General features: G+C 43.2%; 12 protein-coding genes. 6 read left to right on the top strand and 6 right to left on the bottom strand.

All coding sequences use genetic code 11. The features are described from left to right. Positions 1-51: 51 nt before the first annotated feature. Entirely contained in the window at positions 52-873 is an 822-nt protein-coding gene (gene nei, locus MHN00_RS06375) for an endonuclease VIII (protein ID WP_239300676.1), read from the bottom strand. 206 nt (positions 874-1,079) lie between these two features. After that, positions 1,080-2,201, bottom strand: coding sequence for a zinc-binding dehydrogenase (locus MHN00_RS06370; RefSeq protein ID WP_239300674.1), 1,122 nt, complete (start codon positions 2,199-2,201; stop codon positions 1,080-1,082). Positions 2,202-2,664: 463 nt separating this feature from the next. Here MHN00_RS06370 and MHN00_RS06365 point away from each other — a divergent pair, with 463 nt between their 5' ends. The 6 genes from MHN00_RS06365 to MHN00_RS06340 all read left to right on the top strand — a co-directional run bounded on the left by MHN00_RS06365 (position 2,665) and on the right by MHN00_RS06340 (position 10,651). Then, on the top strand, positions 2,665-3,258 hold the full coding sequence (locus tag MHN00_RS06365) for a hypothetical protein (protein WP_239300672.1): 594 nt from the start codon (positions 2,665-2,667) through the stop codon (positions 3,256-3,258). Positions 3,259-3,419: 161 nt separating this feature from the next. Then, positions 3,420-4,145 carry a transposase gene (locus tag MHN00_RS06360; protein WP_239300670.1) on the top strand — a complete coding sequence of 242 codons (726 nt, stop codon included), beginning with the start codon at positions 3,420-3,422 and terminating at the stop codon, positions 4,143-4,145. Between the two features lie 139 nt (positions 4,146-4,284). Then, positions 4,285-6,276 carry an ATP-dependent DNA helicase RecQ gene (locus MHN00_RS06355; protein WP_239300853.1) on the top strand — a complete coding sequence of 664 codons (1,992 nt, stop codon included), beginning with the start codon at positions 4,285-4,287 and terminating at the stop codon, positions 6,274-6,276. A 70-nt stretch (positions 6,277-6,346) separates the two neighbouring features. Beyond that, positions 6,347-7,192, top strand: a complete 846-nt coding sequence (locus tag MHN00_RS06350) for an SAM-dependent methyltransferase (RefSeq protein WP_239300668.1) — start codon at positions 6,347-6,349, stop codon at positions 7,190-7,192. A gap of 13 nt (positions 7,193-7,205) precedes the next feature. Further along, positions 7,206-7,412, top strand: coding sequence for a hypothetical protein (locus tag MHN00_RS06345; protein ID WP_239300666.1), 207 nt, complete (start codon positions 7,206-7,208; stop codon positions 7,410-7,412). A 77-nt stretch (positions 7,413-7,489) separates the two neighbouring features. Then, entirely contained in the window at positions 7,490-10,651 is a 3,162-nt protein-coding gene (locus MHN00_RS06340; protein WP_239300664.1) for a response regulator, read from the top strand. A gap of 56 nt (positions 10,652-10,707) precedes the next feature. Here the strand turns inward: MHN00_RS06340 and MHN00_RS06335 are convergent, their stop codons facing one another. From MHN00_RS06335 to MHN00_RS06320, 4 genes are all read right to left on the bottom strand, one after another. Then, entirely contained in the window at positions 10,708-11,412 is a 705-nt protein-coding gene (locus MHN00_RS06335; RefSeq protein ID WP_239300663.1) for a GGDEF domain-containing protein, read from the bottom strand. Then, the gene (locus tag MHN00_RS06330; protein ID WP_239300662.1) at positions 11,409-11,945 is read right to left on the bottom strand and encodes a hypothetical protein; all 537 of its coding nucleotides are present in this window, start codon (positions 11,943-11,945) and stop codon (positions 11,409-11,411) included. Before MHN00_RS06330 ends, MHN00_RS06335 begins: the two co-directional genes overlap by 4 nt. 148 nt (positions 11,946-12,093) lie before the next feature. Further along, positions 12,094-12,543, bottom strand: a complete 450-nt coding sequence (locus MHN00_RS06325; RefSeq protein WP_014950351.1) for a DUF3010 family protein — start codon at positions 12,541-12,543, stop codon at positions 12,094-12,096. 92 nt (positions 12,544-12,635) lie between these two features. Further along, positions 12,636-15,290 carry an ATP-binding protein gene (locus tag MHN00_RS06320; RefSeq protein WP_239300661.1) on the bottom strand — a complete coding sequence of 885 codons (2,655 nt, stop codon included), beginning with the start codon at positions 15,288-15,290 and terminating at the stop codon, positions 12,636-12,638. Positions 15,291-15,637: the final 347 nt, after the last annotated feature.

The raw sequence follows: 15,637 nt of genomic DNA, 5'->3' as shown, positions 1-15,637 counted from the left end.
TTGGAAATAAGTCAAACAGATTATTTATTGATCATAAAAAATTGGGGTAGATTACTTCGCCTGGCACTGGCTACACCAATAAAGGCGCCGCCCGTTATACGTTTGGCGTTTTATTGTAGTGGCGCAGACTCTACAAGGCTGCTCTTCCCTGTCGAACACCATAAACCGCGTACCTTCAAAGTTAACGCCTTTTGCTTCAAGCACTTCGCGTAGTTCTGTGTACACGGTATAGCCACCGGTTTCATAGCTACGTTTGCATATTGCTAAGGTGTGATGTGCCAAGCTGCGTAGCTGCTCATCATCTAACTGAGAAGGTTTGAGTGAAGCATGAACACCTGCTGCAAACAATATTTCGCTGCGAAGGTAGTTGCCCAGCCCCGCCATAAAACGCTGATCCAAATACAAGCCGCTTAGTGCGCGGTTATAAAAAGCTTTTGAACGTAAACGTTCTAATACCATTTCTTCTGACACCGAATTGTTGAGTACGTCGGGCCCAACTCTTTGTAAAAAAGGGTGTTCATGAATAGTTTGTGTTGGCCAAATGCTAATGTCAGACGCACTATATAAAATAGCACTGTGTGTTTCGGTATGAAGCCCTACCCTTAGCTGGCGGGTAGTACCCGGTATTTCGTTGCGTTTACAGGTATGCCACACTCCATAGAGTTGATTGTGTGAATATATAGAGAGCCCATTGCTAAAATGGGTAATTAGCGCCTTGCCGCGAGTTTCCATGCGCAGCACTTTTTCGCCTTCTAACTGCTTAGCGTAGGGTTTAAGTTGAGCTAATCCAAACTCTACTTTTTCTAGGGGGATATCTTTTATCACCGCTTCAACTTTATCTGCAGCGCGACGAATCTCTGGGCCTTCAGGCATGTTGTCTCAAATACCTTTTATTTCGGTTACTGTTTACTGGTTACTTCGCAGCATTTTCAGCTTCTTTGCAGCTGAATCATAACGAATACAAAAAAGGTCTGTAGCCCTTTGATGTACTTTAAACCGAAGTTTGTACATCAAAGATCAACAGACCCTTTTATTAATCAAAATTTAGCTGAAATTGCCGTATTTAAACGCTGCGCTGATTAGCCCTTGTTTGGCACAATCAGGTATTTTTCACCGGTCTTTTTAGCGTTATAAAGCGCTACATTCTCAGGCTGTAGTGCCTCCTCAAGACTCAGTTCTTTGGTGTAAGACGATGCAAAGGTAGTGTTAATTTCCGTCGCCACTTTTTGATATAGCTCGCCTACACGCTTCTTATCAAGCTTGCCTAAGAAACGCATTAATAGCCAACCACCAATGCTCCACGTCATGCCGTAAGCGCGATTCAAAATAGTTGGCGAGAAATCTAAGCCACCATAGATATACACTTGTTTATTGCTGTCAGAGCCGTAAGTGTTGAAGCCTTTTGCATCTTTGCTGCCCGACGCTTCCATCATAGTAAGAATATCGCTAACTAGCTCACCGCCGCCAATGGCGTCAAACGCTAGTGTTGCACCCGTGCTGTCGATGGCTTGATAAAGTTCGGCTTTAAAATTCTCGCTACTTGAGTCGAGCACAATTTTCGCGCCGATCTCTTTAAGTATATCCACCTGCTTTTGGCTGCGAACAATATTTACAAGCTCAACGCCCTGCTCTAAACAAATCTTGTTCAGCATTTGCCCAAGGTTTGATGCCGCTGCGGTGTGCACTAGCGCTTTGTGCCCTTCCATACGCATTGTTTCAACCATACCTAGCGCGGTCAGTGGGTTAACGAATGACGATGCGGCTTGTTGTGGCGTTGTGCTTTCTAGATGAGGCAAACATGCCTGCATAGGCACACAGGCATACTCGGTATACGCTGCCCCAGTAAGAATAGATACGGTTTTGCCCATTAAAGCTTGTGCCTCCGGGCTATCACCCGCCTTAACAACCGTACCTGCACCTTCGTTTCCGATAGGCAGAGTCTGGTCTAAACGCGACTTAATACGATTTAACAAAGGCTTATGCACCGGCGCAACCAACGCACTTTTATCTGTATCGAAGGTCGCTTTATCTAGGCTTGCTGGACCAAACATAGGCCACATATCTGACGGGTTAATAGGAGATGCTTCCATACGCACAATCACTTCGTGCGGCTTCGGCTCTGGAACATCAACTTCTTTTAACGATACCTGAAGTTCACCTTCTGAGGTAATTAGCGTAAACAGTTGTTTTGATTTATTCATGTGATTATTTTGCCCTGAAAATTAAACGCTGAATGTATTGCTAAGCTAACACGCCGCAACTATCAGCAATATTTAAATTGCGAATACATATGCGTTTCGACCACTTATACACCCAAAAAAATGGGGTCAGAGTACATTTTTGCGAGTTTTTCCGCGTAGCAACCCCACGGCTACACCAAGTAATACAGCCACTCTCCTATCTCACATTACGCCACAGTCTTTATCAATAAAGTACTCTGACCCCATTACTTCAAGTTTTGAACTGCCCCTTCAGAAAAAATGGGGTCAGAGTACATTTTTTCCGAGTGTTTCTGCTTAGCAACCCAACGGCTACACCAAGTGATACCACCGCTCTCCTAATCACACATCACGCCATGAGCTTTATCAATAAAGTACTCTGACCCCATTACTTAGATGGGTTACACTGCTAAGCCTGTATCAAATTGCTATGATGAATTAAGAAATGAAAAAGTATTGTGCGTACGTCTTACTTGGGCTTGCTGTAATAAGCAATGCTGCGCTTGCTAAAGAGGCACCGTTGGTCTCGATTCCTACTCACGATGCATTTTTTAATGCGATAAAAGCCCACTGCGGTAAAGCATTTCAGGGCAAAGTTAGCAAAGACAATGTGGGTAATACGTTCGGTAATGCGAAGCTTGTTATGCACGTACGAAAGTGTACAGACTCGGAAATTCAAATTCCTTTTCACGTGGGAGATGATGCATCCCGCACTTGGATTCTAACGAAAACCGGCGCGGGTCTTATGCTGAAGCACGATCATAGAAATGAAGATGGCAGTTTTCATACTTCAACCATGTATGGCGGCCACACTGTAGATGAAGGGTTCCCCCAAGTGCAGTCGTTTCCTACAGATGTATATTCAAAAGCGTTATTTATAAAATCGGGAATTGCAGCATCAACGGATAACGTCTGGCAAATGATGATCTACCCTAGCCGCTTTAGCTATCGACTAATTCGCCCTGCCCGCGAAGTACAGGTAGATTTTGATCTCGAAAACCCCATAGCAACGCCAAGCGCCCCTTGGGGATACGAATAATGGGGTCAGAGTACATTTTCTAATTTAAGAGAGCCAAACAAGCCATTCATTTCATTCTTTCAGCTTGCCCGTTAGACCAGTTTTGATAGGTACAGGGTTGTAGCCTTTTCTCAATTCACTCATTTTAGTAGAGAGAATATAGAAAGGAATTTGGTGAAATTATGGCAAGGAAACCTCGTTTGGCTCCCGCAGGCTATCCTCAACACGTCATCCAAAGAGGTAACAATCGCTCAATATGCTTTAAGTGTGAAAGCGACTACATCGCCTATATTAGCTGGCTTAAAAAGTTCTCTGCAAAATTTGATGTAGGCATACATGCTTGGGTATTGATGACCAATCATGTTCATTTACTTTGCACTCCTAAGCTTGATAACCTTGGCGTAAGCAAAATGATGCAAGCGCTTGGCCGCATGTATGTGAGGTACTTTAACCACATATATGAGCGCTCTGGGACGTTGTGGGAAGGAAGGTTTCATTCCAGTCTGGTTTCTAACGACGAATATCTTCTCACGGTTTATAGATATATCGAGCTAAACCCTGTAAGAGCGAACATGGTCGAAAAGCCGGTTGAATATAAATGGTCAAGCTACAGAATAAATGCGTTAGGCACACCTTCGTCACTGCACAGTCCTCATCCTGTATACCTAAATTTAGGAGCTTCAGAAAACCAGCGTCTTGCCGCTTACCGCGCTCTGTTCGATGATGAACTTTCTGAAACTGTCATAGATAAAATTCAAAGCGGTACTCGAAGAGGACTAGTACTGGGAAGCGATACATTTAAACAGCAAATTGAAAGCCTGACTGGGCACCGCTTAAAACACGAAGCGTTGGGTAGGCCACCGCAAATCAGTGAGCAGTTAACCGCTGATTGCTCGGAAATAGCTTAATGTACTCTGACCCCTTTATTTTTAAAAACGTCGCGTTGGCTCAACTAGCTCAAACCTGCGAACACTTAACCACAAACTGTTTGGAAATAAGTTAATGTACTCTGACCCCATTTTTAAATCGCGACTTGGAAGCTTATTAATGTACTCTGACCCCAATATTTTGCAGCAGCTGTTTGGTTTTTCGGCGTTTCGCGAGGGACAGAAGGAGGCAGTGGAATCACTGCTTGGTGGAAATTCAACGCTAGCGATTTTTCCCACTGGCTCGGGCAAATCATTGTGCTATCAGTTTGTTGCTACGCAATTGCCACACTTGACCTTGGTTGTGTCGCCACTATTAGCGCTGATGAAAGACCAGCTGGAGTTTCTTCATAGCAAAGGCATTGCAGCGGCCAGTATCGACTCCACGCTAACGCCCGAGCAGAACAAGCAAGTGATGAACGACGTGCGGTCAGGCCAGTGTAAAATTCTGATGGTATCGGTGGAGCGCTTCAAGAACGAACGCTTTCGTCAGTTCATTGAGTCTGTTCAAGTAAGTATGCTAGTTGTCGATGAAGCACACTGTATCTCCGAGTGGGGCCACAACTTTCGCCCTGACTACTTAAAACTTCCGGCATATCAGAAAGAGCTTAATATTCCGTTAGTACTTCTGCTCACAGCTACTGCCACTAAAAAAGTAAAAGAAGATATGGCAGCGCGCTTTGATATTGCACCAGCCAATATTATTCAAACAGGGTTTTATCGACCCAACTTGAATTTGCATGTTCGCCCTGTACATGAACCATATAAAAACCAAGCCTTACTTGAAGAAATTCAAAAACAGCAAGGCGCGGGTATTGTTTATGTCACGCTTCAAAATAGCACAGAAGAAGTAGCCAGGTTCTTACAGCAACAAGGGTTTGCTGCAAAGGCTTACCACGCTGGTCTCGACAGTGATATAAGACAAGGTATCCAGCAAGATTTTATGCACAATAAGCTTCAAGTTGTTGTGGCTACCATTGCATTTGGCATGGGCATTGATAAGTCGGATATTCGCTTTGTTGTTCATTACGACTTACCAAAGTCTATTGAAAACTACAGCCAAGAAATTGGCCGGGGTGGACGAGACGGTAAAGCCGCAAACTGCACGGTATTAGCAAACCTTGACGGGTTAGTCACCATAGAGAACTTCGTTTATGGCGATACACCAGATAAAAGCGCCATTCAACGCGTAGTAGATGATATCAGCGCACAGGCCCCCGCTCACATAAATTCAGCGGCGAACAATGATTCACCTACCAACGGCGAAAACAATGTTTACCAGTGGGAAACGCAAATAAATAGCTTATCGAGTGCCAGCAACATACGACAGCTTCCGCTTAAAACCCTGCTGGTACAGCTCGAACTTGCCAACGTTATTCGCCCTTTGTATGCCTATTTTGCTGAATATAAATTTCGCTTCATTTCAGAGAAAACCACCATACTCGGCCTTTTCTCAGAAGAACGGGCTCGCTTTCTAGACGCCGTATTCACTCATTCAAATATGAAAAAGGTGTGGGGCATTGTAGATTTCGACAGTATTTATCAGCATTACGGCGCAGAGCGTGCCAGGGTGGTGGCCGCACTAGAGTATTTACATGAACACAATCATATTGAGCTTGCCTCACGCTTAATAACTGATGTATACCGCGTTGACTACGAAAAATTGCAAAATGCCTACTTAGCCAATAATCTGGCTCGCTATTTCGCTGAAAACGAGCGCAAAGAAATAGAACGTATCGCCGCGCTGGTAGGCTTCTTCGAACTTAATACTTGCTTAAGCTATAACTTATCGGCGTATTTTGACGATTCCCAAGCGCCCAATGAATGCGGGCACTGCAGTGTATGTCAGGGAAATGTGGCTAAGCTCAGCTATTCAAACCCAATTCCCACACCGAACCCAGACCAAATATCAGAGGCCATAGCAGCACTAAGAGCCCATTTGAGCGGAAAATTTGATGGCCCAATCACATCATCTATTTGCTGTCGTTTTCTAACTGGCATGACCATGCCTTTGTTCACTCGATTTAAAGTGAGACAAGTAAAGGGCTTTGGTTCTTGTGAAAACTGCCGATACGCTGATGTGAAAGCAATGGTAGATGCTATAAATCAGTGAACGTAGCAAATACCCTAAATCTAATTTATAGTGTTGAGTGAATCACAATTAGCAAGTGGTAAAGGAAAATATGACGCTAATTCAGGGACAAGAACATACTCCTAAGGGATCGCTAGTTGTAGTTGGCACTGGAATCAGTGTTGCGGGTCAAATGACGATAGCGACCAAAAGCCACATCGAAAATGCTGACATTGTGTACATGGGGATCATGAACAAAGTTGGTGAACACGTGGTCACCAATATAAACCCGAACAGTGTGTCTTTAGACGACCTTTATCAAGAAGGGAAATCTCGCGCTGTCACCTATGACCAAATGGCCGACCGCATCGTGCAGTCAGTTGTTGAAGGTAAGAAAGTATGCGTGGCTTTTTATGGTCACCCAGGCGTATTTGTTACGCCTTCTCATGAGGCTATTCGCAGAGTGCGGGAACTTGATCTAGATGCGCAAATGCTCCCCGGCGTGTCTGCAGAAGACTGCTTAATTGCGGATTTGGGAATAGATCCCTCTCGCTTTGGCTGTCAGTCTTATGAAGCCACTCAATTTTTGTTTCGCGATTACCGCATTGACCCTCACATGACGCAAATCATCTGGCAAATAGGTTTAGCCGGAGAAGCAACGCTAAGCGTGTTAGATGCTAGTCACAGTGGATCTGGGCTTGCCATGCTGGCTGACATTCTGGCCGAGCACTACCCAGAAAATCACGAGCTAATTATTTACGAGGCAGCCACCCTGCCCCTTTGCGAGCCCAAAATACAAAAAGTGTTGCTTCGCGAATTACAATTCGCCAAGCCAACATTAATTTCGACCCTAGTTGTACCCTCACTTGGCATGCCAGCATACCGTCAGGATCGTTTGGCAAAGCTAGGTTTAACTGAGCAGCAAGTTATTAACTTTAGATCTCCAAAAGTAAACTAAAAGGAAAAACGACATGGCAAAGAAAACAATTGTAGATTTCTTGGTTGAGCTAGACAGCAACAGCAAACTAATGGATGCGTATAAAAAGGACCCTGTGGGCACTGCAGAAAAGCACGGTTTATCTGGTGAAGATCTTCAGCTAATTAAGGATCAAGACTGGGACGAAGTAGCCAAACGCTTTGATGATACTAGCAAGGCTACCCGCGTAATTAGCTACTAGTCGTTATCTTTTTAAGCTAGCTGAAGTAGAAAGTGAAGCGCCGTTTGAAATGCATTTTCGCTATCGTTTGTTTTACGATGGCGCTTCCTACTTTTGCGTTTTTAAAAGAACCACTTAACACCACATCATCAGTCACTACGCTAGACGAACTGAAGCAGCGAATTCAAAACAATGATGAGTCTGTAGAAACCACATTCACCGAGCTAGGCTATTTCTTCGACGCCCACCCGAACGCTTTTCAGCAAGCCCGTTTATTCAATCTAAGAGCTTATAAGCACATACTTGAGCAAGACCTTGTTGCGGGGTACGAAACTCTGTTGGAAGCCCGCAAGCTTGCGAAAAAAGGCGGCAACACCATGGCGCTGGCAGAGTCTTTTCGCTTAGAAGGGCTAATTTTGGACTTGTCAGGAGAGCATGCTCGTGCACTCGAAGCGCTCAACAAATCCCTTGCTGCTTTCATTGAAGTAAATAGCGATAACGCCTTGCTTGTATATAGCGCTATGGGCAATGTGTACATGTCGCTGCAAAACTACGAAATGATGTTGCAGCTAGGTCAAAACTTCCTCGCCGCAGCTCAGCGTTTAAATGATAAAGAAAACAAAGCCATTGCTTACTTTTTCCAAGGTTACGCGCAAACGGAACTGGGCGACTATCAAGACGCTAAAATAAGCCTTCTGCTAGCAGAAGAATTGTTCAAAGAGGTGCACTACCCCTTTATTGGCATTGTTCATACCAAAATGGCTGAGCTACATATCGCCCAAGGCAATTTAACTGAAGCGCTGACCATGTTGAACCGCGCTGCGGAATCAGATCGCAAAGTTGGTTTTAAATACAACGAAGGGTCTAGACTACTGCGCTTGGTCGACATCTACATTAAACGCAATCAAATAGACTTGGCTATTAGCGAACTTGAAGGTGGATTAAAAAAAGACGCCATAAAGAACGACAAATCCGTGGTGCTAAGCATGTTGGAAAAGCTCATTTCACTCCTTGAATCAACCAACAATTTTGAAGCCGCGTTAGAATATTCAAAGCTATACACGAAAACTTATGAAGAAAGTTTTAATGAACAGCAATCAAGATTGTTAGCCCTTAACCGCGTGCGACTTTCTATTTCCGAAAAAGAAGAAACCATCAAGCTTCTAGAGAAAGACAACCAGCTAAAAGAGCAGCGTAACCTTATACAGAAAAAGCAAAACACGTTTCAGCTGTATTTCATCGGTTTTGTGATCCTTTCATTAGGCTTAGTCGTTGGCCTATGGCTTAGAACTCGCCAACAACGTAAGGCGCTCGATGCACTTACTCAAGACCTTCAGAAAGCAACAAAAGCAAAATCTGACTTTCTTGCACGCATGAGTCACGAAATTCGCACGCCGCTTAACGCCATTATCGGCCTGACCAAGCTTTCGCAGCGGGCTGCAGAAGATAAAGATCAACAAACGAACCTTATTCAGATAGAAGGCGCGTCGCAAACCCTACTAAGTATAATTAACGACATACTCGACTTCTCGAAAATAGAAGCGGGTAAGCTTGATATTGAATCGACGCAATTCAATTTAGACGCGCTAGTAAACCAAACTATTAGATTGCATTTAGGGCGCGCTGAGGAAAAGCACATAGAGCTTATTCAGCACATATCACGTGACGTACCGTTAAACCTTATCGGCGACCCGTTACGCATACAGCAAATTCTAAGCAATTTAGTCAGTAACGCTCTTAAGTTTACCGAGGATGGACTGATTTCGGTAAGCGTTAGATGCACGCATAATGTAGAAGACATTCAGCTTGAATTTGAAGTTAAAGACACAGGGATTGGGCTAAACAGCACGCAAAAGGCATTACTATTTCAACCATTTAACCAAGGTGATGAGTCTATATCTCGTCGATACGGCGGCACCGGCCTAGGCTTAGCAATATGTAAGCAGTTAGTCACATTAATGGGCGGAGAGATCTGGGTTGAGAGCCAGCTTGGAAAAGGCGCAAGCTTTCATTTTACCGTAACCGTTAAACAGGATGCTTCCCAACAAATTGTATCGCCGTCTAAGCAACTTTCGTTACTTAAGGTACTTATTGCTGATGACATTGGCGTGTCGCGCGACGCTATTATCGAGTCGCTATCAGTGGCTAACATTAAAGCAGATGTTGCGACCGGCGGTAAAGAAGCCGTAGCCAAAATGCGTGCTGCTGTGGGAAACAGTGCGCCTTACGACGTACTTATTTTAGATTGGAATATGCCTGACATTGATGGATTGGAAGTCGCAGCCATCATGAAACAGGAGTTTTCAATTAAGCCACCGAAGGTGATAATGCTGTATGCATTCGAGTCGCCTCATATGCGAGAGCAGGCTAACCAACTAGGTATTCGAACCTTCATTAAAAAGCCTTTTAGCACCAGTGAGCTTGTAGATAAGCTACAAGAGCTTTGCTTAAACGTGAACACTAGAACCCTACCAGCAGATGCTGCGCCTGTGCCTAATCTGCGCGGAACGAAGATCCTTTTCGCAGAAGACAATACACTTAATCAAAAAGTAACCCTTGGTCTGTTAAACGACACCCACGCAAATATTGAAGTGGTTAGCAACGGCTTTGAAGCCATAAAAGCCTTACGTGAAGATAACAGCTATGACGTGGTATTGATGGATATCCAAATGCCCGTTATGGACGGGTTAACAGCAGCTAGAAAAATCAGAGATGAGCTGAAATTAACTTTGCCGATTATTGCCATGACGGCTCACGCCATGCAGCAAGACATTGACAAGAGCCTGGCAGCGGGCATGGACGGCCACATCAACAAACCGGTTGACCCAAACCGCTTCTTTGACGTGCTTGTTGAAGTGCTAAATAAGGGAAAGTCGACGGCGACCACTGAAGTAACCGGCGAGGCGAGAATAGAGGCATCATCATTGACATCCATAGACAAGCCTAAAGCATTACAGGCGGTAATGGGTGATGATGAACTTTATAATGACCTACTAAATGATTTTCTGGAGCTAGAAGATGAGCTTAACGCGCTTAAACAAGCCATAGATAATCGTGATTTCCCTTCTATTGCGCGAAATGCGCATATTTTCACAACTGCTCTTCGGTACATCGGCGCTTATACGCTTGCGGAATTGGCAAGTTCAATAGAATTAACCATAAAGCGTAGCGAGCACAAAACAGCAGATAAATTCAGTAATCAATTAGAAGTGCTATACAACGCTTTATTAGAATTAAGAGAAAAAGTTAAGAAAAGGTAATTTAAAGGAAGGACGCAAAGAACGTTCATTTATTCTCGCACTATGAACGTTAGTCATCATTGTGGGCTTACACAATGAGATAATGAAACCGCGAACTGATTTTTTCCTTGTTTTTTAGCTTCATAAAGAGAATTATCCGCCTTTTGATAAGCAGATTCATACTGTGCGTAAAAATCGTTAATTGGTGCAACTCCAACGCTTACTGTAACTTGGATATTCACACCATTATCTAAATAAAAAGATTCGCTAGAAACGCTTTTTACCAACCTATCAGCTAACTTTTCTATTTTATCTTCAGAGCACACAAAAATTACGAACTCTTCTCCTCCTAATCTAGCGAGAACATCTCCGCTTCTAACCACACTTGATAAACGTGTGGAAACTTCCTGAAGGACTTTATCGCCATAAGAGTGTCCATAAGTATCGTTAATCTTCTTAAAGTCGTCGATATCTACAATGAGAAGAAAGCCACTGGCATTGTCTTTTATACTCATTGCAGCTTCAAAACCTCTGCGATTAAGTAATGCAGTAAGCGGATCATGATTCGCAGACGTTTCAGCCGCTTTTAAAGCTGATACTCGCTTTTTACTCAAAATTCCGGCTATCGTTAAAAGTGAAAAGAAAAACAATAGGTTTAATGCCAATATAATAGAAAGCATGATGGTATTAGCCGCGACTTCTTGATACTCAATGACGGCATCTGACACTGCTTCTACTGCAGAGGAAGAAAACAAGACAGCCAAGAAAGATAGCTTTTTCACTGATGCCCTTTTCGCTTAAGTAAATAAATAATTTCAATGAAAAAACAAGGAATACTAAAATAGACGACAGAGATTAACCCCACAGCTAAAACAGGCCCTGTAAGTAATATAGGTAATGATGAGAGCAACACGAGCTTTGCTGCTAGAAGATGCATCCACCCCATAACAAGCAACATTAATCCACAATAGCGAAATGGCAATTGCGTCATGTTACGGTGAAAAATCAGCAACCCAATAAGGAAAATGCTTAAAGAAATGGCAGCGTATACGTTTGCTGTAGTGTGTAAATTTGCTAATAGGTTACTAACCGTTAAATCACTGAAATTCCAAAATTCAGGCAATCGAGCTAGAGCAAAAAACTCTAGATTGGCGAAGAGGTTTATAAAATCTAAAACCGGGATGGATAGCTTGTCTTCATCGATATCCAGAAGAAATATAAGCCTAGCAACAAAGAAAATTGAGAAAACAGATAAGAGCAGAGTAGTGTAGTTTAGCTGCGGTGACAGCTTTGGAGAAAAAACGACTTGTGACATTCCGTGTTCTTTTGATAACTACGTCTAATTAAAGTCTGCCATATTCCATCTAAAAATCAATCTCGGAAATTGACAATGAAGATAACTAGCGCCCGCACAATAAATGCAGGCACAGTAGTATAAACATTGAGCCAACCGCTCCCGATTATTACTCGTCTGACTCTTGCGACGCATACTCATTTTTCATAAGCCACGCATACGCCGTTGTAAAAGCGGTTTCCTGAAACTGTTTTAAACCCGTGTCAGAAAATGGCACTGCAAGCGGATTTCTACGTAGTGATTCTTTAATATCCGTTGGGCTAAATACTACAACTTGAAGCCCTTCAATCAATTCAATGGCAGCCTCTAACTTGAAGCCAATTGCACTACCTGCAAATTTACCTTTGCTTTGGCGCTGACGAATTATCACTGCATCAATTTTGTAGTCTTCTACAAGTTTAGCGAAGGTGCTTTGGAAGCTCTTTAGCCCCTTCGCACTGGTATCGGCAAGCGTTAAACGGCGCGTACGGCAATCAGGCAAATGAAACAAGCCGTCAGCCAGCGACACCAAACTAACAATTGCTTCATTACCTTTTAAATCTACACCACAGACTTTCATATTTATTCCTAATTACGTTTGTCCGGCATTATAACGCGTTTCACAGTATTTGAGTCATTCAGTCGGTAAGCTTCAACCTATTAACAGATGTTTTAGCTTAGTACCGACTGAATTGTGTCTTTTGACAAGGGCTTCACGAAATGCTGATCGAACCCTGCCGCTTGGGAGTCCTCTACATATTTCTCTGAGCCCCACCCGCTTTGAGAATAAAACTTAACATTCTCTGATTCAGGTAAGGCTTTCAGCATTTTAACCAGCTCATAACCGTCAATATCTGGCATACCGATATCAAGAAATACGAAGTTAGGTTTAAACGCCTTGAATTCAGCGACAGCCTCTTTAGGAGAAGTAATACCTAAGGCAGTCACTCCCATGGATTCTGCTAATAAACAGTATGCATCGATAAGATCGGCATTGTCGTCAACGAACATAACTTTGGTTTGGCTTTGAATAGTCGGCTCAACTTCCTGATTGTCAGACTGTTCATAAGCCATTTTAGAAATGGGAAGTCTAACTTCAAAGGTACTTCCCCGGCCTAATCCTTCACTCATCACCGACACATCACCGTGATGCAGCATTACAAGTTTACTCACCAACGTAAGCCCTATTCCCAAACCGCCTTTAGTGTGTGTAGAGTGCGCCTCAATTTGGGTGAACATATTAAATACGTCTTTAAGCCTGTCTTCAGGTATCCCCATGCCGTTATCTTTAACAGCAACGACAACCATGACACCTTCCTCTCTGATATCTACAGTTATCCTTCCCTGCTCACTCGTATATTTAGCAGCGTTGTGAATAATGTTTGAGAATATCTGACTTAAACGCGCTTTATCGCCATAAACCGTCACATCTTTTTCAAGATAATTTACGGTTATATTATGCTTTTTCGCTTTTACCTGCTGGTCAACAATTTCAAGGGAATCTGACAGCACGTCTTGAATACTCAGTTTTTCAAACTCAAGCTTGACCTTACCTCGCGTAATACGCGATACATCCATCAAATCGTTGATAAGTTTTGACATGTATTCCGCTTGACGATTAATAATAGCCGTCACTCTTTTACGCGTTTTATCATCGTCAACCGTTTCTAAAATACTTGCGCCAGACATTATAGGCCCAAGCGGATTTCGCAATTCGTGAGCTAACGTGGCAAGAAATTCATTTCTGTAATTATCTTGTTTTTCAAGCTCTTGAATACTGATATGCATGCGTTCTTGCACATCAAGTGCATAAACAAGAAACATCCTGTTCAGGCGATTGGCAGTATCAACATCCGCCTTATCAAAACTTGTCGAGCGCCCTTTAATAGTGCGGGTATGGATTGTGAAAGAAGCTCTGGGTTTAAGCCGCTGAGCTTTTGGTGCATCTTCAGACTTTTCATCTTCAGCGCCTATCCACTTTTGGACGCGGTGGGTTTCCTTCCTGAACCAGGCGGTAAAGTATTGCTTCTTTTCAAACAGTGGAATAATCATTATGCCAGCAATACCGTACTGTCGTGCTTCTGGGTAATCGTCATAAAGCGCGTCGTTGGTATATGGGAATCCACCTTGGCTGCTTGCTTTGGAAAAGATTTCCTTGATGAGTTCTATCGGTAAAGTAGAACCGAGGGTAATGGTCTCGTACTGAGAATAATAAACAAACCCTGAACTATTAAGCGCTTCCAAAAATGCTTTTTCACCACTTTTAACTACGCGACTGATAGGATTTGCTGGACCTATTCTGTCTAGCATGGCATCAACTGCTTCGTCAGTTGCATACTTCTTATGCTTTGCAATTTCCTCTTCTTTCGCCAATAAATGCCAGCTAAACAGCTGACTCAGGTTTTCGCACTGAAGCCTAACATCTTGTGGAATATAACTAGGCTCGCGATGGTGGCAAGAAATTAGCCCGTAAAGCTCGCCGTCCGTTACTAAAGAGATCGAAAATGAAGCCCGCAAACCTTGGTTTCTAATGTATTGAAGATGAATAGGTGAAAAAGTTCGCAGCAGCGAGCGAGTGAGATCCAGCGGCTCTCTGCCTGACGCTTCAGTCGATGGAACTAGCCTTGCAGGAGGTAACTCAGTATCAGGGGTTAGTCTTACCCAGTTAGTTTTGTAAAGCGCTCTAGCCTGTGCAGGAATATCTGACGCAGGAAAGTACAAGTCTTGATATGAGTCCATATCATCGGCTTTAGCTTCTGCGATAACCTTCCCTGAGTAGTCATCATTGAATTTGTAAAGTACTACCCTGTCCATATTTGTGAGATACCGAATGGTCGAGACCATTTCTTGGGCCATCTCTCTTAGTGACGTCATTTCTTTAAAGCGCGGAGCAATAGACATAGCATAGAGTTTGATAAATTGCTCTGCGCTATAGGTATCTCTGAATTCGGTAGCGGGCTCTAGCTCAACAACATAGTTGTGACCGGAATCATAAACCACCGCCAAATAATCTATCGCCGCTCCTTCCTCTAACATCGAGGCTTTTAAGTGAAGCTTAATGGGCAGCCTAATCTTGGTTTTTGTAACCCTATCAAACGTTTCTTCAAGAAATGCCCGTTCATTCGTATCTGATGAGAGTATTTCTAAAAAGTGTTTACCAATAAGAGGCTCAGTGAACACTGACTCGCAGTTGTCACTGACAATCGAAATCTTCAAGTCCTTGTAATTAAACGCAATAAGAAAACCATAACTTTGTATACTTTCGGGAATATGTATTGGCTCGTCTTCGCAACGTTCAAAGTTAATGTTTTGGGGGGGCTGTGACATGAGGATCCTGAGGTTCGAATAGGTTAAATTATACTTTCGTCTAAAGAGCAACGTATCACATCGCTCAACGGGTTGATACTAAACTCCTCCATTGATTGCTCATGGCGTAAAGGTGCTCGCAGATACACCTAAACCATTTGCGAAACCGTCTTGTTCTTGCAATACACTTTTCCTTTGGGGTGTAAAAATGTGGCCCAACTTAGAAAAAGCGTCATTTAAAAGAAAAAGGCTTTAAAAAGTCACTCAAGAACAAGACCTGATGAAGCTATCGCAGCTTGAGAGCACTCATTCTCATCACTTATCGATGTGTATTTATGTGCCCTCAAAGCTTCTGTTTCAGTCTTATT

Source organism: Alteromonas sp. Cnat2-8 (assembly GCF_022348355.1).
In the GTDB taxonomy this organism is placed as follows: domain Bacteria; phylum Pseudomonadota; class Gammaproteobacteria; order Enterobacterales; family Alteromonadaceae; genus Alteromonas; species Alteromonas macleodii.
This window is presented reverse-complemented; position numbering and strand designations above follow the sequence as displayed.